Source organism: Maribacter sp. Asnod2-G09, from assembly GCF_045063795.1.
Lineage (GTDB): Bacteria > Bacteroidota > Bacteroidia > Flavobacteriales > Flavobacteriaceae > Maribacter.
The window spans coordinates 1,091,344-1,110,750 of record NZ_JBEFOA010000005.1 but is presented as its reverse complement, the minus strand read 5'-3'; the positions used below and the strand labels follow the sequence as shown (position 1 = coordinate 1,110,750).

General features: G+C 34.7%; 13 protein-coding genes and 1 tRNA gene. 4 read left to right on the top strand and 10 right to left on the bottom strand.

All coding sequences use genetic code 11. The annotated features are described in order from the left end of the window. Positions 1-550: 550 nt before the first annotated feature. On the top strand, positions 551-1,642 hold the full coding sequence (locus ACJJVT_RS16710) for an ImmA/IrrE family metallo-endopeptidase (RefSeq protein WP_405400215.1): 1,092 nt from the start codon (positions 551-553) through the stop codon (positions 1,640-1,642). Between the two features lie 330 nt (positions 1,643-1,972). Here ACJJVT_RS16710 and ACJJVT_RS16705 read toward each other — a convergent pair. Together ACJJVT_RS16705 and mce are read right to left on the bottom strand one after the other, a co-directional pair. Continuing rightward, positions 1,973-2,046, bottom strand: a tRNA-Ile gene (locus ACJJVT_RS16705). A gap of 141 nt (positions 2,047-2,187) precedes the next feature. Continuing rightward, complete coding sequence (gene mce / locus ACJJVT_RS16700) at positions 2,188-2,592, bottom strand: methylmalonyl-CoA epimerase (protein WP_405400213.1); 405 nt, start codon at positions 2,590-2,592, stop codon at positions 2,188-2,190. Positions 2,593-2,656: 64 nt separating this feature from the next. On the opposite strand from mce, the gene rbfA reads away from it, so the two are divergent. Beyond that, positions 2,657-3,049: a 30S ribosome-binding factor RbfA gene (rbfA, locus tag ACJJVT_RS16695; protein ID WP_027065546.1), complete on the top strand. Its 393-nt coding sequence runs from the start codon at positions 2,657-2,659 to the stop codon at positions 3,047-3,049. A gap of 4 nt (positions 3,050-3,053) precedes the next feature. Beyond that, entirely contained in the window at positions 3,054-4,259 is a 1,206-nt protein-coding gene (locus ACJJVT_RS16690) for an ABC transporter permease (protein WP_405400212.1), read from the top strand. Here ACJJVT_RS16690 and dusB read toward each other — a convergent pair. From dusB to ACJJVT_RS16675, 3 genes are all read right to left on the bottom strand, one after another. Next, entirely contained in the window at positions 4,256-5,254 is a 999-nt protein-coding gene (gene dusB, locus ACJJVT_RS16685) for a tRNA dihydrouridine synthase DusB (protein WP_405400211.1), read from the bottom strand. The genes ACJJVT_RS16690 and dusB overlap by 4 nt on opposite strands. 219 nt (positions 5,255-5,473) lie before the next feature. Beyond that, a complete protein-coding gene (locus ACJJVT_RS16680; RefSeq protein WP_405400210.1) occupies positions 5,474-7,873 on the bottom strand; it encodes an outer membrane beta-barrel protein in 2,400 nt (799 codons plus the stop codon). 109 nt (positions 7,874-7,982) lie between these two features. After that, positions 7,983-10,385 (bottom strand): outer membrane beta-barrel protein, encoded by a 2,403-nt coding sequence (locus ACJJVT_RS16675; RefSeq protein ID WP_405400209.1) that lies wholly within the window; start codon positions 10,383-10,385, stop codon positions 7,983-7,985. A 204-nt stretch (positions 10,386-10,589) separates the two neighbouring features. Between ACJJVT_RS16675 and lepA the strand changes: the two genes are divergently transcribed. Continuing rightward, positions 10,590-12,386: a translation elongation factor 4 gene (gene lepA, locus ACJJVT_RS16670; RefSeq protein ID WP_405400208.1), complete on the top strand. Its 1,797-nt coding sequence runs from the start codon at positions 10,590-10,592 to the stop codon at positions 12,384-12,386. 1 nt (position 12,387) lies between these two features. Here lepA and ACJJVT_RS16665 read toward each other — a convergent pair whose 3' ends face one another. The 5 genes from ACJJVT_RS16665 to ACJJVT_RS16645 form a co-directional block, all read right to left on the bottom strand. After that, on the bottom strand, positions 12,388-13,152 hold the full coding sequence (locus ACJJVT_RS16665) for a LytR/AlgR family response regulator transcription factor (protein ID WP_405400206.1): 765 nt from the start codon (positions 13,150-13,152) through the stop codon (positions 12,388-12,390). A gap of 10 nt (positions 13,153-13,162) precedes the next feature. Continuing rightward, positions 13,163-14,170 (bottom strand): sensor histidine kinase, encoded by a 1,008-nt coding sequence (locus ACJJVT_RS16660; protein ID WP_405400203.1) that lies wholly within the window; start codon positions 14,168-14,170, stop codon positions 13,163-13,165. A gap of 13 nt (positions 14,171-14,183) precedes the next feature. Further along, on the bottom strand, positions 14,184-16,550 hold the full coding sequence (locus ACJJVT_RS16655; protein ID WP_405400202.1) for an outer membrane beta-barrel protein: 2,367 nt from the start codon (positions 16,548-16,550) through the stop codon (positions 14,184-14,186). 181 nt (positions 16,551-16,731) lie between these two features. Next, positions 16,732-16,995, bottom strand: coding sequence for a hypothetical protein (locus ACJJVT_RS16650; RefSeq protein WP_405400200.1), 264 nt, complete (start codon positions 16,993-16,995; stop codon positions 16,732-16,734). 234 nt (positions 16,996-17,229) lie between these two features. Then, positions 17,230-19,086: a cation:proton antiporter gene (locus tag ACJJVT_RS16645; RefSeq protein ID WP_405400198.1), complete on the bottom strand. Its 1,857-nt coding sequence runs from the start codon at positions 19,084-19,086 to the stop codon at positions 17,230-17,232. Positions 19,087-19,407: the final 321 nt, after the last annotated feature.

Here is a 19,407-nt window from a genome sequence, read left to right as displayed (position 1 = left end):
GAATTGGTGGTTGATTAAAAAATATTAAACTTATAAATAGTAGATTGTATCATCCCGGTTTTTTAACTTTAAAAACATTATTTCTAATTGTACTTTCAAAAGATTCCGTTTCTTCCCCCTAAACTTTAGAGTCAATTATAAATATGTTATCAAATAATTTTATTTTTTAATTAACACTAAATGTTAATAATAATCTTAAATTTGCAATGGATATTAGGTTTGGAGATAGGAAACTAAAGAAATTTGCCAACAGTGATAGGGATGGTCAAAAAAAATTAGGTCAAAAAAGATTCAAGCTATACAAAAAAAGACTTGACTAAATTAAAGCTGCAAAATCCCTAGAAGATTTACGGTATGCACCAGGAAGGTTTCATGAACTAACAGGAAACTTAAAAGGTCAGTGGGCATGTGATTTAGATCACCCTTACAGACTTTTATTTACCCCTCAAGAAAACCCCATACCTACCGATGCCCACGGCAAATTTATTTGGGTTCAAATTTTGGGAGTAGAAATTATCAACATTCAAGATTACCATTAAAACAAAACATTATGGCAACTATAAATCAATATTTTCCAGAGAGCGTAACTCATCCTGGTGAAATTTTATTAGAAGCATTAGAAGAAAAGGAAATAGGATCTAAGGAGTTTGCTATTAAAACAGGTAAGCCTGAAAAAACTATTACAGCAGTTTTAAAAGGAGAAAGCTCAATTACACCTGATATGGCAATATTGTTTGAACAAGTTTTAAAAATTCCAACACATTTTTGGATTGAAGCTCAAAGTAATTTTGATGAATATCAAGCAAGAATAAGCTACCAAAGAGCTATAGAAGTAGCCCGATCTTGGGCTAAAGACTTTCCTTATGCAAAAATGGCTAGTTTTGGCTGGGTTCCTAAAACTCTTAAAATTAATGAAAAGGTAATCAATTTATTCAACTATTTTGAAGTTGCAAACTTAAAAGCTTGGGAAGATTATTATATTAATCAAAAGCTTCAAGTCGCCTTTAGAATTTCATTAAAAGACCAAGAAAATGCAAATGCTATTGCCTCTTGGTTAAGGCAGGGGGAGATACAATCAGAAGGTTTATTTGTTCCGGAATTTAATAAATCTGCTTTAAAAAAATTATTGCCTAATATTAAGAATATAATGGCTGAACAACCAGATGATTTCTTTCAAAAACTTCAATCTATTTGTTCTTCCGTAGGACTTAAAGTTATACATACACCATGTTTACCTAAAACAGCCATTCATGGTTCAACAAGATGGATTAACAATGTTCCACTTATTCAACTAAGTGGAAGATATAAAAGAAATGATATTTTTTGGTTTACATTTTTTCATGAAGTTGGACATATATTATTACACGGAAAAAAATATATTTCAATTGAAAATGTTAATTACACTGGTGAGAATCAAGTTTTTGAAAAAGAAGCAAACGAATTTGCATCAGATATCATATTGTCGGAAAGTGAAGAGACTGAAATGTTAAATAATTTGCCTTTAAACACAAATGACATCTTACAATTTGCATCAAAATTTGGAACTCATCCTGCATGTGTAATTGGTAGATTACAACATAAAAAATTAATTCCCTTCGGAGTAGGTACCGAATTTTTTGAACCAATTGAGTTCTTTAATTAAATTTTAATAAAGCTATTTGCAATATTTAGCTTAGACCGAATATAAACGCTACTCTTCATTGATTTTATTTTTCGTTCTAGGCGAATTGCATGGGCATAATCATCACAATCAAACTTTAAGAAAAAACCCAATCATTTGTAATCGAAGTAAAGCTTTTTGCTCCGTATGTACCTCCGTTATGATTTTCAATACGTTTTTCTAAATCTTCATGGCATGCACCGATATAGAATTTATTGAGTGCTTTTACTGTGGAGAATGTAGGTATGTGAAGACATGCCTAAAAATAAAAAAAACTCCATTAAATCAAATGATTTAATGGAGTTTTAAATGTGGTCCCACCTGGACTCGAACCAGGGACCACCTGATTATGAGTCAGGTGCTCTAACCAGCTGAGCTATAGGACCGGTAACAATTCTAAAATTGCTCTGTAAAACTTTTTCGATTAAAATCGATAAAGACTGGTGCTCAAACCGGTAATTTCAGAACTCGCGAATTGCGGTTGCAATATTACTACTTATTTTTAATCGACACAAACAAAATAATGCTTAGTCTCTAATTTCTTGACACAACTCTACCAACACCCCATTTGCGGTCTTTGGGTGAACGAAGGCTACTAGCTTATTATCAGCACCTTTTTTGGGTTTCTCATTCAAAAGTGTAAAGCCCTCTTTCTTTAACCGTTCCATTTCTTGGACGATATCTTCTACCTCAAAAGCCACATGGTGTATGCCTTCGCCCTTTATTTCTAAGAATTTGGCTATAGGTCCGTCTGGCTCTGTGGCTGCTAGAAGCTCTATCTTATTAGGTCCGTTTTGAAAGAAAGATGTCATTACACCTTCCGATGCTACTTCTTCTTGTTTATAAGGCGCTACACCCAACAGTTTCTCGAAAAGTGCATTAGAATCTTCCATGTTCTTTACCGCTATACCTAAATGTTCAATCTTTTTCATGCCTTATTTGCTTCAGTGTACATCATATAGGGGTTAAGATACAATTTCTATGTATTTTTGCAGTATGGAAACGCAAAGACAACGTAAAATAGCTGGAGTCATTCAGAAAGATATTGTAGATATTCTACAAAAGGCTGCCATTGATGGCGGACTACGAAATACGCTTATCTCCGTTTCTAAGGTTGCGGTGACTACCGATTTATCTATCGCTAAAATATATTTGAGCATTTTCCCGAATGATAAGGCTGGCGAATTAATGGAAGGGATTAAGTCTAACCAACCGCTTATTAAACACGAGCTTTCTCAGCGTACACGTAACCAATTGCGTAGAGTGCCCGAGTTGCTTTTTTACCTTGATGATTCTTTAGATTACATTGAGAATATTGAAAAGTCATTAAAACGCGAAGAAAACCCTATAGAAAACAGAGATTTGTTACCTAAACGTAAAAAGAGCTGATCGGTTGAATTTTCCTCTCTATATCGCTAAAAGGTATGTGCGTTCTAAAAGCACCCAGAACGCGGTCAACATCATTAATTTTATTACCTTTTTAGTTATAGTTATTGGCTCTGCAGCACTGTTTATTGTGCTTTCGGCTTTCGCCGGATTAAAAACTTTTAGCCTTTCGTTTACCGAATCTTTTGATCCAGACTTAAAAGCCTCTCCCGTAGCCGGAAAGATTTTTACCATTACTCCTGAACAAGAACAACGTTTACAGTCTGTAGACGGACTCGCATTTTACTCCAAAGAGCTCGAAGAAAAAGTATCTCTTGAGCATCGTGGCAAAAACCATATTGCCTACATAAAAGGTGTTGATAGTAATTATACTAAAGTAACCGGTGTCGATAGTACGCTATACATTGGCGACTGGACTATTAACGATACTCAAGTGGTATCAGGTTTGGGTATCGCCAATATTCTTGGGGTAACCATCAACCAATTTCGTAGCCCCATGCAGATCTATGCTTTTAAACCTGGCAAGGGCTCTATTTCGCAACAAAGTATTTCATCACTCTACAATCAATTACCTATGGTCATTGGCGGTGTTTATGCCGTTGAGGCAGATTTGGATAATAAATACGTGTTTGCAGATTTACGTTTAACGCAAGCTTTACTTGAAAAAGACTCACTTACTGTCTCTGGAATCAACTTTAAAATGGATGAAGGTGTAGAACCAAGTGCTGTACGTTCAGAAATTCAGTCTATTCTAGGTTCTAATGTGCAATTGAAAAATAGACAACAACTGAACAGTACGTTGTATAAAATGCTGAATACTGAAAACGTTGCTACATACCTCATCTTTACCTTAGTACTTATCATTGCGCTTTTTAATGTTGTTGGTGCTATTATTATGATGATTTTAGACAAACAGCAGAATTCAAAAACACTATACAGTCTTGGTACAACTATTAAAGAATTACGTAGAATTTACTTTGTACAGGGAATTCTAGTAACAGGTTTTGGCGGATTTATTGGTGTGCTGATTGGTGTGCTAATAGTATGGTCGCAACTTGCTTTTAGTTGGTTGAAAATTACGCCGTCGTTGGCTTATCCTGTGAAATTTGAATTCATCAATATTGCCATTGTTCTCGCTACAATTATTGTATTAGGTATCATTGCATCTAAAATTGCAAGTAGCCGAATCAATAAAAAATTGGTAGACCTTTAAGCTTTTGTAAATTGGTGGTCGCCAAACTTCTGTAAAACCTCATCAAAGGCAGCAAATACTGATGCAGAATCATCGCTGGTCACCATTTTCATACGATACTCCTTAAAGTTAGGAATGCCCTTAAAATAGTTCGTATAATGTCTACGGGTTTCAAAAACGCCTAATATTTCACCTTTCCAATCTATAGACATTTGTAAATGACGACGGGCTGCTTCTACACGCTCTTCCATCGTTGGTGGAGCTAAATGAGTACCCGTTTCAAAGAAGTGTTTTATTTCTCTAAAAATCCAAGGGTAACCTATGCTTGCACGACCGATCATGGCACCATCTAATCCGTATTCATCACGCATTTTCATCGCTGTTTCCGGAGAATTGACATCACCGTTACCAAATACAGGTATATGCATTCTAGGGTTGTTCTTAACGTCTCTAATCGGGTTCCAATCAGCATTACCCTTATACATTTGCGCACGGGTTCTACCATGAATTGAAATTGCCGCACAACCTACATCTTGTAACCGCTCTGCAACCTCAACGATTCTAATAGAATCATCATCCCAACCTAGTCTTGTTTTTACGGTAATAGGCAAATTACTGTGCTCTACCATTGCCTTGGTCAAAGAGACCATTAAATCGATATCTTTTAATATACCAGCTCCTGCTCCTCTTGAGACTACCTTCTTAACAGGGCAACCAAAATTAATATCTATGATATCTGGTTTAGATTTCTCCACAATCTCTACAGACTGAAGCATACTTTCCAAATTAGCGCCGAATATTTGAATTCCTACTGGGCGTTCCTTTTCATAAATATCTAATTTCATGACGCTCTTTGCGGCATCACGAATTAATCCTTCCGAAGAAATAAATTCTGTATAAACCACATCTGCTCCCTGCTCTTTACAAAGGGCGCGAAATGGTGGGTCGCTCACATCTTCCATCGGTGCTAAAAGCAACGGGAAATCAGGTAGTTGTATGTCTCCTATTTTGGGCACTGGCGTATTTTATTTTTGGGTTGCAAAGTTATATAAAATTACGACAAGGGCATTACGTAGACTTTTGTATAAATTGTATGGTTTTAACGACTATTAAAACAGATTGAAATACTTGTTTTAGTATTTGAGGAAAAAACAGGTAAAGTCTTTATGATTTTAGCGGGGGTGTATTGCTTTATAAGTGTTGGAGCTTGTGGGTTAATGCTCTCGTCTTAACCTTTACAAACGCTTGCCTTCGTCTGTATTCTTTCTTTTGGAGTTGTCTCGTATTTTAGAGTTTCCGAATTTATATCTAAAGCCTAAAACAAATAATCTATTCTCGACCCTAGCGCTTACTGTGTTTCGTTGATCAAGATAATTTCTCGTTGAAAGTGTATTACCGTTATTAACAATATCTTCAACACCCATAGAAATACTTGCGTCTTTATTCCAAAAGGTTTTTCTAAACGATACCCCTAATTTACTATACGGTTCAAAGGTTGCATTACCATTAATGTATGGTGAAAAATACGTATAGGTAACATCGGCAAAAAGTGATTCATCTTTAAGAAGCGTGAAGTAATTGTTGGCGCGAATAAAGGTAGTCCAAATAGAATTCTCTACTATGCTATTTGTATTCAGGTCTGTAAAGCTCTTTTTGTCATGATAATGACTAATAAGAGCATATAGATACCAATATGACGTAAGCTCTTTCGACACACTTGCATCGATACCATAAAAATAATTGGATTCTAAATTTATATATTGAGTTCTTAATGTATTGGTTTCGTTGTCTTGGATGATTTGTTGCGCTTGTTCATTAGATTTTCTATTCACAAATAATACCACTTTATAATCGCGGTCATAGACATAATCGAACTGCATATAATCACTAAACGCCGGCTTTAAATTAGGATTACCTTCAAAAAGAGAATTTGCCGTTAAATAGAATTGAAAAGGGTTGATGCTACTATATCTCGGCCTTGTAATTCTTCTATAGTATTTTAAGTAAAAGGCATTCTTCTCTTTCTTATATGAAAGCGCCATATTAGGAAAAAGTTTAAAATAAGAAGTTGTGTTTATAGAAGCCGACATGTCTAAATTACCTTCGGTATCGGTATACTCTGCTCTTAAACCAACATTTAATTTCCAACTTTCCCAATTGTTATTCAAACTGACATAACCTGCATAAATTTGTTCGTCATAATCAAACAAACCAGATTCTGTAGGGCTTATTCCGTCTACCGAATCATCAAAACCAGATTGCATAATACTTGCTTCAGAATTGATAGTTGCCACTCTCAAGCCTGTCTCCATTACAGATTGCTCTGTTAGCGGTAGTGTAAGGTCTGTTTGTGCACTAAAAAGGTTTATAATTTGATCAGACCCTATATTCAATGTGTTTTCTGATGTATTCTCTGTAAAGCCCTGTACTATGTTATTGTTCAATACCTGGTTCTGTTTAGAATCATAGTAAGTAAAGTGGGCATTAGTAGTTAGTTCTGCTCCTTTATCATTTAATTTATATACCCAATCTAGATAGTTAGATGTGTTATATGAATCATCATTTTGTACGTTTAAACCATCTAACCTAGCAGTTAAATCGCCATCGATGGTATTGATATCTGTAATTGAGAAATAATCTGTATTTCCATCTGGTGATAAATTAGAGGTAGAGGTTATACTTAATGTGTTCTTTTCATTTAATTGTACATCTAAAAAGAGGTTGATGTTGTGACTTTTCTTCTTGCCTATTATTTTTTGTATAGCTGTCCAAATCTCGTTTTCTTGTCCGTTTTCCAAATAGGTAGTAATGTCGGTATATCTCGTCCAGTTTCTGTTATGACTAAAGCTATAGTTGGTAGAGAAATCTATCTTTTTTCCTTTAAAAAAATGGTCTGTTCCTAACGTATGTTTTGGTAATACCCCTTGTGTATATCTATTGAATACAGCACCGTTATACCCAGCAACCAGATTTTTCTTCATTTTAATATTAATCAGTAATCCGCCCTCGGCACTGTATTTAGCTGGCGGACTCGTAATTACTTCAATAGCTTCTACATTGCTGGCTGAGCTACCCGTTAAAAGATTTACAATGTCGCTTTCTGGTAAGTTCACTAGCTTACCATTGATCATCACATTTACATTAGGACTACCGTTAATGTATAAACGATTATTCATTACCATAACACCTGGGGTACGTTTTAGAACATCCCAAATATCACCATCAGATAGTGCGGTGTTTTCAACACTAAAAATGTGACGGTCTGCTAATTGTTCTAATACCGGCTTTTTTTGAATAACTACAACCTCATCTAACTCTTGAGAACTTTTAAGAATTAAAGGCTTTACTTCAGTATTTTCTGTAATTGAAATATTAGAACTCTCAATAGTATTTGCTATGTAACTAGCAACAATATTATAAGTACCAGGGATAACCGCTTTAAACTCGTATAAACCTTGATCATTTGTTACCGTGCCTTTAATGAATTCACCTTCGCCGGTCAATAAAATTACATTCGCTAAAACAACAGGATTTTGATTGTCATCTAATACTACACCATTAATTAAAAAATCTTGGGCAAACGCTAAAGAAAACGTAAGACAAAACAGTAGTGTTAAGTGTAAATTCCTAGTCATTAGTGTGCATATAACACCTAAATGTAGGAAAGTAATATTGAATTGTCTTACAGAATTCTTAAATTTTTCTTAATAAAAAACAAAGGTTCTGATAGTTAAATAGTTAGCTTTATTCAAGACGTTCGCGTTCTATTTTATCTATATCTCGCTGGTTATCTTCTAGGCGAAAATTACCAAAGTTGTACGTGAAGCCAAATTTTACATATTGGGTTTCAGGAGTTGTGATATAACCATTGTCTTGGTTTAAATATTTAGAAGATACATACCCATTATATTTACCTAATAGGTCATTTGCGCTTACGCTAAATACAGCTCTGTTATTTAAAAATGATTTTCTTAAACCTACGGTTAAATTAGTGGTCTCTTCTTGTATAAATGATCCTTGTAACCAACCTGATAAATATACCAAGCCTAATTCCCCTTTAAAACTTCCATCTTTAGACAGCGTTATATAATTGGTAAGGTCTATGTATGCACCGTCAAAATCATTGGTAAAAGAATACTCATCGCTTTGTAATGAAATGAAAGATTCCTCTTCATGAAAAAGAGAAATATAACTGTACAAATACCAATTGTTGGTAATTGACTTACCGTATGAAAAATCAAAGCCGTAAGAGGTACTCTCTAACACGTTTTGGGTAACATCTCTTAAAACAAGATTATCATTATCTTGAAAAGTAAGTGTAGAGATATACATACCATTATCACGGTAGTAAAAGTCAAAAAAGTATTCTTGATTAAGGGTATAATTCAAGTTAAAATTATGGCTGAAACTAGGTGTTAAATTAGGATTGCCTTCTTTAAAGGTTCGTTCATTAATATAGGTTCTAAACGGATTCAAATCTTCATAACGAGGGCGTTGTACCTTTCTGGCATAATCAAAAGATAGACTATGGTGGTCATTGATATTGTGCAGAATATACAATGAAGGGAAAAGTTCAAAATAACTAAGCTCGTTAATGTTTGATACATTTACAGACACTCCCGTGCTTTCTGTTTGTTCTGCACGTAACCCTGTTTTTATGCTCCATTTTTCCCAGTCTTTAGAAAGGCTAAAATAACCCGCATACACACTTTCGTCATAGGTGTAGTCATCAGATAAATTGGGTATAAACTGCGTACCGTTATTTTGTAAAAAATAATCTAATCTACTTTCAGAATCAATAAAAGAACCTTTTGCCCCTGTTTCAAAAAATACACTGCCAAAATAATCAGTGTAATCTATTTGAGCGGTCTTTATTTCTATCTGTTGATCGGCAATAGTCGAGAAATTAAAATCGCGCAGAAATGAGCCACTAGGCTGAAAATAATCTGAGTCTACATCTTGATTTCGGTCTAAACCAAAATTTGTATAGTGTGCATTTACAGTTAAATTTCCTTGGTCTTTAAACTGATGTTTAAAAGTAAGATCACCCGAAATATTATGCTTTTGTTCGCTTAAAAAACTGTTTGATGTAAAAATCGAATCTAAAAACCCTGCGCTGTTTTTAATGGTAGTTTCCTGAAAAAAATCAGCATCCTTTTTTGGTTGATACTGTGCGTTGCTCGTTAAGCTTAGAGCGTTCTTATCATCAAATTCATAATCTACCGATACCCCCGTACTATGGGTGTTAGTGCGTATTACTTGATCAAAATCTGTATCCCAAATAGAAGTAATACTGGTATTATCCATAAAATTGGTATTGCTCAAAGTATTCTTGAACTCCTTCTTTGGGGTGTAATTGTAACTTGCGTTTACATTTAACTTTTTAGTCTTATAAAAATGCGATGTTCCAAAATTATACTTCGGAAAAACTCCTTGCGTATACCCAGCATTAACATTGCCTTTATAGCCTACAGATACATTTTTACTAGTAACAATATTCAAAATAGAACCACCTTCGGCGTCATAGCTTGCTGGCGGATTATGAATAACCTCAACCGATTTTATATTCTCGCCTTGGTAGTTTTCTAACAGACTTCTAACCTCTTCTGCAGACAGTTGCACTTTACGATTATTGATATAAACCGTTGTTACCTGATTTCTTACTTTCAACTCATCATTCATCATAATGACTCCTGGTGTTTGACGAAGAATATCCCACGAACTATTCTGAGAGATAACCGTGTTTTCTACATTGAAAACAATGCGGTCAACTTCTCTTTTTACTACAGGTTTATTGCTTGTAACGGTTACCTCATTAAGTTGTTCTGCTTGCTGCTCAATTATTACAGCTCCGATTTTGGTATCCTTTAAAATCTCAATCGCTAAATTTTCTGAAGTTTGACCTACATAAGACGCTTTTAAAAAATAGAGACCCTCTGCAACATCAGAGAATAAAAACGCTCCATTTTCATCAGCAGAACTTCCTTTAGCCAATACAGAATCTGTAACGGTCAGTAGAAATACAGACGCAAATGCGACGGGTTCTTGGTATTGGTCTTTAACCTCACCTTTTAATTCAAAGGTTTGACTATACCCAAAATGGGACATACCTATGCAAAAGAATAAAATAACTGTTAGTAGTTTCAATGGTGACTCGGGGTTGGTAATCAAATCTAGTTAAAAAAACGTTGTAATCCTTTACAATATATGTAATCCAAACCAATCTATACAACAATAAATAGGTAACTACACTCAAGCTTAGCGCTATAAATTAGATTATATTTGCAATTGCTCTTTAATGCCGGGGCAAGAATCCTGGTATAAATTGGCTTTATTATTACTGTTACCGCTATGAAAAACATTAGAAATTTCTGCATTATTGCACATATTGACCATGGTAAAAGTACCCTGGCAGACAGACTGTTAGAGTTTACCGGTTCTGTTACCGATCGAGAGAAAAAGGAACAGTTGCTTGATAGTATGGATCTTGAAAGAGAGCGTGGTATCACTATAAAAAGTCATGCCATACAAATGGAATACACCTACAAGGGTGAAGAATATATTTTAAATTTAATTGACACACCTGGTCACGTAGATTTCTCATACGAGGTTTCTAGATCAATTGCCGCCTGTGAAGGTGCATTGTTGGTGGTAGATGCTGCACAGAGCATTCAAGCGCAGACGATTTCTAATTTATATTTAGCTTTAGAGAACGACCTTGAGATCATACCTGTTTTAAACAAAGTCGATTTACCAAGTGCCAACCCCGAAGAGGTTACAGATGATATCGTTGATCTTTTAGGTTGTAAGGCTGAGGAAGTAATTCCGGCATCTGCAAAAACCGGTATTGGTATTGAAGAAATATTAGCGGCGATTATTGAGCGTATTCCTGCGCCACAAGGTAACCCAGACGAAGCGTTACAGGCATTGGTGTTTGATTCTGTTTACAACCCGTTTAGAGGTGTCGAAACTTATTTTAGAGTTATAAACGGTGAAATTAAAAAAGGACAAAAAATAAAATTTGTAGCAACAGACAAAGACTATTATGCCGATGAGGTAGGTACTTTGAAGTTGAATCAAGAAATTAAAAAGAGTGTTAAGGCTGGTGATGTTGGTTATTTAATTACTGGGATAAAAGATGCTCGCGAAGTTAAAGTAGGTGATACGATAACTGATGCTGCCAACCCAACCAAAAACGCAATTGGCGGATTTGAAGATGTAAAGCCAATGGTATTTGCGGGTATTTACCCTGTTGATACCGATGAGTTTGAAGAGCTACGTGCTTCGATGGAAAAACTACAATTGAATGATGCTTCTCTTGTATTTGCACCAGAAAGTAGTGCTGCACTTGGATTCGGATTTAGATGTGGTTTCTTAGGAATGTTACACATGGAGATTATTCAAGAGCGTTTAGAACGAGAGTTCAATATGACGGTAATTACTACGGTACCTAACGTTAGTTACCACGCATTTACACGTAAAGATCCAGAAACACCGATTGTTGTAAACAACCCAACAGATTTACCTGACCCGTCAAGTATTGATCATGTTGAAGAGCCTTATATTAAAGCTACCATTATTACGAAAGCTGATTTCGTAGGTAACGTAATGTCATTATGTATTGAAAAGCGTGGTGTAATTACCAATCAAACCTATTTGACCACCGAGCGTGTTGAACTTAATTTCGACATGCCTTTGGCAGAAATCGTTTTTGATTTTTATGACCGCTTAAAAACGGTTTCTAAAGGGTATGCCTCTTTCGATTACACGCCTATAGGCATGAGACCTTCTAAACTGGTTCGTGTAGATATTTTACTAAACGCACAGCCGGTAGATGCGCTATCTGCATTATTACATGCTGATAATGCCGTAAATATTGGTAAGAAGATTTGTGCCAAGTTAAAAGAACTGATACCAAGACAACAGTTTGATATTCCTATTCAAGCGGCTATTGGTGCAAAAATTATTTCTAGAGAAACTACAAAAGCCTTACGTAAAGATGTAACTGCAAAATGTTATGGTGGTGATATTTCTCGTAAACGTAAACTTCTTGAAAAGCAGAAGAAAGGTAAAAAACGTATGCGTCAAGTAGGTAATGTTGAGGTGCCACAAGAAGCATTTATGGCGGTATTAAAGTTGAACGACTAACTTACTCTAACCACTTTCTAAAATCGGAAGTGGTAGAAGTACTGGTCATTGCTTTTTCTTTACACCCCTTTACCGTTATGAGTAATCGGTTTTTAAAGTGACTCTCTATCTGTTCTATAAAATCGATATGTACAATTTCGCTCCGGTTAATTTTAAAGAACTTTTTGGGTGGTAGCTGTTGTACGATACTCCCAATTGTTTGCGATATGGGGTGTCTTTTGCCTTCTTGGTCAACGGCAATACAGAAATCTCCTGAGGCTTCTATCATACTAATTTCAGAAGTGTTCAAGAGCTGAATGCCATTAGGTCTTTTGATTACAAACCGTTTCTTATAATTGGTCTGCTCATCTTGCAGTGCCAATTTTAATGCATTTAATGTTTCGTTGCTTAGCTTACTATCATAATCTCCCTGTTTGAAAAGGGACTCATACTTTTCTAAAGCTTTTATAAAATCAGCATTGGTGTATGGTTTTAAGATATAGGCAATACCATTGGTATTAAATGCCTGGAACAAATAATCATCATAAGCGGAGCAGAATATTATAGGACAGGTAACCTCAACCTCATTGAACAAATCAAAAGAAATTCCGTCTAACAACTTAATATCAGACAAAATTAGGTCGTATGAATTTGACGCTAAAAGTGTTTTGCCTTCTACAATAGACCTAGCCCAATGACTTGTTATTTCATCATCAAAAAATGTTTTAAGGTGGCTTAACAATTTCTGATATGCAGGAATTTCATCTTCTAATATTAAAAGTGTCATAGGCTTCTAATTAGTTGCTTAGTTTAATTATCGGAATTGAAATTTTATACTCTGCTTCAGTTTCCTCTATTTGAGGTAACTCTTTAGAAAGTAGCTCGTATCGTGCTTTTAGGTTTAGAAGACCTGTGCCCAAACTGTCTTTAGTTTTCGTAGAATTTGATTTTAGATTCATAACAGTTAACCTATCTTCATCAATATCTATGACCACATGTACTTTGTTTTCTCCACTTGCTTTATTGTGTTTTACCACATTTTCTAACAATGCCTGTATAGCCCCTGTGGGTAAGAACTTATTTAAAAAATCGATATTCTTATTGATTTGAAAACTGTAATCGTCACCAAATCTCGTTTGAATTAGAAACATATAATTATCGGCTAAGTTCATTTCTTCTGACAGTTCCATAACCTCAGCGTCTTTTGTTTGAATTAAGTATCTGTAGATTAATGAAAGGCGATTTATATATTCTTTTGCCTTATCTGCATTACTATCTATTAAAGCATCTAGAGTGTTTAGATTATTAAAAAGAAAGTGCGGGTCTAGTTGCGAACGAAGAAGTTTTAGCTCATTTTCTTTCTGTTGTTTTTGAATTTTTATGACTTGAGTTTGGCTTTCATAAAACTTTTTGGTTAATAATATTCCCAAGGGAATACCAACATTATCTGCACCAGCAAAAAGACCATCTAGTAACGCTCTGTGCCAAATAGGATAAGTTCTGCAATCATTTTCACATGACCAATACCCGGCAAGATTCTCAATGAAACCAGTAACGGTTAATATTATAATTGCTAAGCTTATCAATAGAAAGTAGTTTGTTTTCTTCAATAAGAAATTTGGCAACAACCAATACATGAACAAGCCAATAGCAATGCATGCCATTACTATGTACGTTGGAATATCAACTATGTATTCTAACAAATCATTACCATAAACATAATACTGCCAAACATTAAAGAGTGATGTTACACCAATAATAATAGCCAGTAATATAAAGTCGGACCTGTTTAGTTTAGTGTTCATTTAGTACTATGTATTAATTGTCTTGTTTAATACGGTTTTGTTCGTCTTTTGAAGCGTTCTCTCGCTTATTGTTTTTTCCGAATTTAGACCCAAAGCTATAGTTCAATTGTAAAAATACATTGTTTCTTGCCCAATTAGAAACGATTGTTGCGTCTACATTATCATAGCTTACACTACCGGTAAAAGGTCTTTGAATCAATTCTTCATACTCTAAACTAACCTTTAATTTATCATCAAGAAAGCTTTTGCTAATAGCGATATCCATACCGGCCAACCAGTCATATTCAATGATTCCATCTAAACCGCCAGAGGTGTAATATCCAGATATTTCTGAATTAATTTCCCAGGGCAACTCATATTCAACTCCTGCAAAACCGGTGAAGCTCCATTTAGACAAGTCTAATATCGGTTCTAAATTTTTAGAGGTATATTCATTATGATTCGCCTGAACGCCAAAATAACCATCTATATTCTCTATAAAATCTAACGGCGCATAAAAGCTAAAACTCCAGTTTTTGTTTTCAGCCAAGTTAATCATAGTTCTAGAGGTCTGTGCAGATGCATCGTTCTGGGTAATAATTTCAAACAATTGATCTGACGTTTCTCTATAACTTATATTAAAGAACGGTTGGTTTTCATACGTCAAATTAAACTGATAGCTATTTGTAAATGCAGGTTTTAAATTAGGATTTCCTTCTTCAAAAGTAAACGGATCATAGAAATACACAAAAGAGTTAAGTGAGCTATAAGAAGGTCTTTGAATGCGGTAACTATACGCCAAATTTGCACTAATTTCTTCTGTAATTTTTCTACTGATACTTGCGCTCGGAAATAGCTTTGAGATTTTTCTTGTTCTTGTTTCTCCCGTAGTTGTCGCCGTACCTTCGGTATCACTTTCTTCCCAACGTAATCCTCCAGAAAAACTCCATTTATCAACCTTTGCATTTAATTTAGTATACAAAGCCAGAATTGTTTCATCTACCAAGAACCTATTACTCTCCGCTGGCTGAAATTGAAAAACATTTTCATCATTTTCTGTAAAAGTTTGCAAATCACTATCTGATTCTACATCTGAATATTTTGCGCCGGCGCTCCAAGAGAAATTATCATTAACCGTTCGTTTATAGTCAGCTTTATAGGTGTTAATTTTATAAGATGCATCTTGAAGGTAACGCCTATTTTCATACGGTAGTTCTGATGTTCCCACCTGATATAAATTGTTTTCATTGTCATAGCCATAGTCCACAAAATTATAATCTAGTACTAGTTTGTTCTTATCATCTTTAAATTCGTAATACGGATTCAAAGATTTAATGTTTCTATTTCTATCGAAACTATTATCGGTTAATAGGGTAATGTCTGATGTTGCGCTTGATATTGTAGTATTGTTATTTGAAATTCGGTCAGAGTCGCTGTTCACTATTCTACCACTTATACCAATTGAATGCTTCTCTGTAAGGTAATAATCTACACCTGTAACAATATTAATAATTATGGGGTCAAAAGCAGATTTTGAGGTTTGCTCATAAGTGTCATCAAGAACTTTACGAGACAGTGTTAAATCATCTCTAGAAGTTGATTTTCTATATCCTGCACTTAATTGCCAATTAAGTTTGTTTTTATAGCTCGCAACCGAAGCACTTGTGGCATATTCAAATCTATTTTCATAACCCACCATTTGCTTAACGTTACCATGTGTACCTAACTTTACATTATTCTTTAAAATGATGTTTAAAATTGGTCCGGCGCCTTCTGCATCGTATTCTGAACCTGGTTGTTGTATTAATTCTACTTTAGAAATATTGTCCGCTGGCAAATCTCTCAACAAACTTGCCGTATCCATATAATCTGTAGTCTTGCCGTTGATTAGTATTCTAATATTACCCTGACCTGCATAGCTTACATTACCGTTGGTCAATATAATGCCGGGAACCTTTTTTACCACATCTTGAAGATTGGTGTTCACCATATCTGAATTTTCAAGATCAACTATTAGCTTTTCTGCTGTCTGCTTAAACTGTGGTCGTTTACTTTTTACAACAACCTCGTCTAAGTTTTGGGTTTCTTCTTGTAAAGTAAAATCAATTTTTAAATTTGATTCTGATAATTGAAGTTCATCAGATTTTTTGGTTTCAAAACCTAATACCGATACTTCTATTACATAGTTGCCATTGGCAATGTTTGCAAATACATAAGCCCCATTATCATTGCTAATTACACCGGATATCGGTTCTTCTTTTCCTACTTCATATAGAATGATGTTGGCGAAAGAAAGCGGCGCTTCTGTTGTGTCGGTGATTATACCGTTGATGGTATTTTGTGAAATAGAAGTTGCTGTGATGAATAGCGCTACTACTAGAAAAGTTAATTTAAATTTCATGACTGGTCGTTTTTTGATTGATACCGTAAAACTATAGTCAGTACGTGCTTAAATAAAGTAGATTCTGCCCAATTGGGATAAAAAAGGGATGAGTTGGGTATTCTTTTGGATATAGATTTTAGAAAACAAAAAAGTCCTACATTTAAAATGTAGGACTTTTAAAAAATACTAATTTCCTATTTTAGAAATCGGAAAATAAATTTAAAGCTTCACAAGTTGCATCTACTACTTGTTGTGGAGACATACCTTCTAAATCAGATTCATCTAACGTTCCGGCGCTTTCACCACCAACGGTTAAATCGTATGTTCCGTCGCCATTATCGCAAATTTCTACTTTTTGATCTGCAGCGGTACATGATTTACATCCATTATCATCGTCATCTTTTGAACAACTAGTAAAAGCTACGGTAGCACATAATGCTAAAAATAAAATTGATTTTTTCATAAAAAAATTTGGTTTTGGTTGGTTTTTCTTACCTACTTAACGAAATCGATTTACAAAATATTGCGAGATCATGGTGTTTAGAAAATTTACAACCTGCCAAAAATAAATAGATAATAGTGTCAAATCTCTTATGTATATACAACAGTAGCGGAAAAAATTCTTTTAAATCTTATATCGTTTACATAATAACCAATAAGGATCATTATAAGAAAATGACTCAAGCTTTTGGTGCTTTTAGCTTTCTTTGGCTTCTTCTTTGTCCGGGTCTTCGTTTGGAAACATTTTACCCAAGTATGCCAGTTTGTAACCTTTCTGAATGTCTGTGAATTCTTTACTAAATGCAGTGATAATATGTATTTCTCCTTCTGGATCTATCAGGAATAACGGAACAATGTCTGCATCGGCTTTTGTTATTTCAATCAAACCTTCATAATGCTCTGTATCGTGAAGTTCTATTTCATGTATGGCAGGAAATTTTCTTGATGCTTCGGTCAATTTAATAAAATCATCGGTGTGTGAAAACAATCCTTCTTTTGGGTTGTTCTCTGGATCCCCCATTTCATCGGCATCTACTAATCTAAAAGACCCATTCTCCCCAAAAGCATCTTGAAATTTATCTATGGCGTACTTATTAATATCTGAATTTGCTGTTAATGCCATTAAATAACCAATATCGTTAAGTTCAATATTATCGGTTAAATTATCAGAATAAATGTTGGCCGAGATAGCTTCTAAACCTAATTTTTCGGCTTTATCAATATTAGATTGGTTATTATCTATTAATACAACATGCCTGTCGTTTTTATGCAAATACTCTCCAATTAAGCGAGATACTTTCGATGCTCCAAGAATCAAAATTCCTTCAGACTTATTTAGAAATACACCTATTAGCTTAGCAAAAATTCTTGCTGTAGTAGCATTTAATAAAACCGTACCCAAAACAATCATGAAAACTAATGGGGTAATATACTCTGCCCCTGGTTCTCCTTTAGCTATTAATTTAGAACCAAATAAAGATGCAATACCAGCTGCAACAATACCTCTTGGACCTACCCAGCTAATAAAAAGCTTTTCATTAAACCTTAAATTAGAACCAATAGAACTTAAGAAAACACCAAGTGGCCTAATGATCAATACAATAGCTAAGAACAATACTATGGTTTTCCATGTATAAATTAATTCTAGATCTGAAATATCAATATTCGCAGCTAATAAAATGAATAGTATAGAGATTAAAAGAATACTTAATGATTCTTTAAAATAGAGTAATTCTTTAATATTCGGTAAATTGGTATTACCCATTACCATACCCATAACAACAACCGCCAGTAAGCCAGATTCATGTGCAAAAACATCTGACATGACGAAAACGCCCAATACCACAGATAGCGATACTACATTCAATAAATAATGCGGAATAAGACTCTTTTTGATTAAGAATGTCAGTGCATGAGCAAATGTGAAACCAAAGGTAAAACCGAATAACAAAATTTTTCCGAACTCAACTAATGCAGTCATGGTATACGCTTGACCTTCGCCAACACTTATAAACTCATAGACCAATACCGCTGCCAATGCACCAATGGGATCTATTAAAATTCCTTCCCATTTTAATATGGCAGAAACATCTTTTTTAAGTGGAATGTTCCTTAAAATCGGGGTGATTACCGTAGGACCCGTTACAATTATCAAAGCAGAAAATAAGAAAGACAACTGCCATGAAAGTCCGAATAAAAAGTAAGCCGCCAATGCTGCGCCAAAGAAGGTCGTTAAGCTACCAAGCGTAATAAGCTTGGTTATTACCGGACCTATATTTTTAATCTCTGAACGCTTAAGTGTTAGTCCGCCCTCGAATAAAATGATGCTTATCGCCAGTGAAACAAAGTAATATAAGCTATCCCCAGGAAAAAGACCCTTAGTTCCGTTCCAGATTGGTTCTATAATTTTAGAATGATCTTCGGTGTATAATGTTGAAATTGGACCAACAATTAAACCTATAAGAATTAATGGTAAAATTGCGGGTAGTTTTAAGCGCCATGCCACCCATTGAGCAAGTATTCCTAAAATGATAATTCCTGCAAGCTCTAGCATACATTTTATTTTGTATAAAAATAACAATTAAACGGCACTATATAACATAAAGACTAAGGGAAACAATGCATTTTTGAGTGCTGGGTTCGACAGCACCAATTCACTTGTAATTATTTAGCCCTATCTTGTTCAGCACAATACTAGAACCAACTACTTATCAAGTTATATCATTCCATTTTATTCGGCTTTGCATTTTCGCCTTCACTCAAAGTAAATATACTAGAATCTAGTCGCATTGCATATTACCTAAACTGCAAACTTATTCTTCTACATGTAGGAGAAAAGACCACTGAAAAATCTGAAAAGATTAATCAAATAATT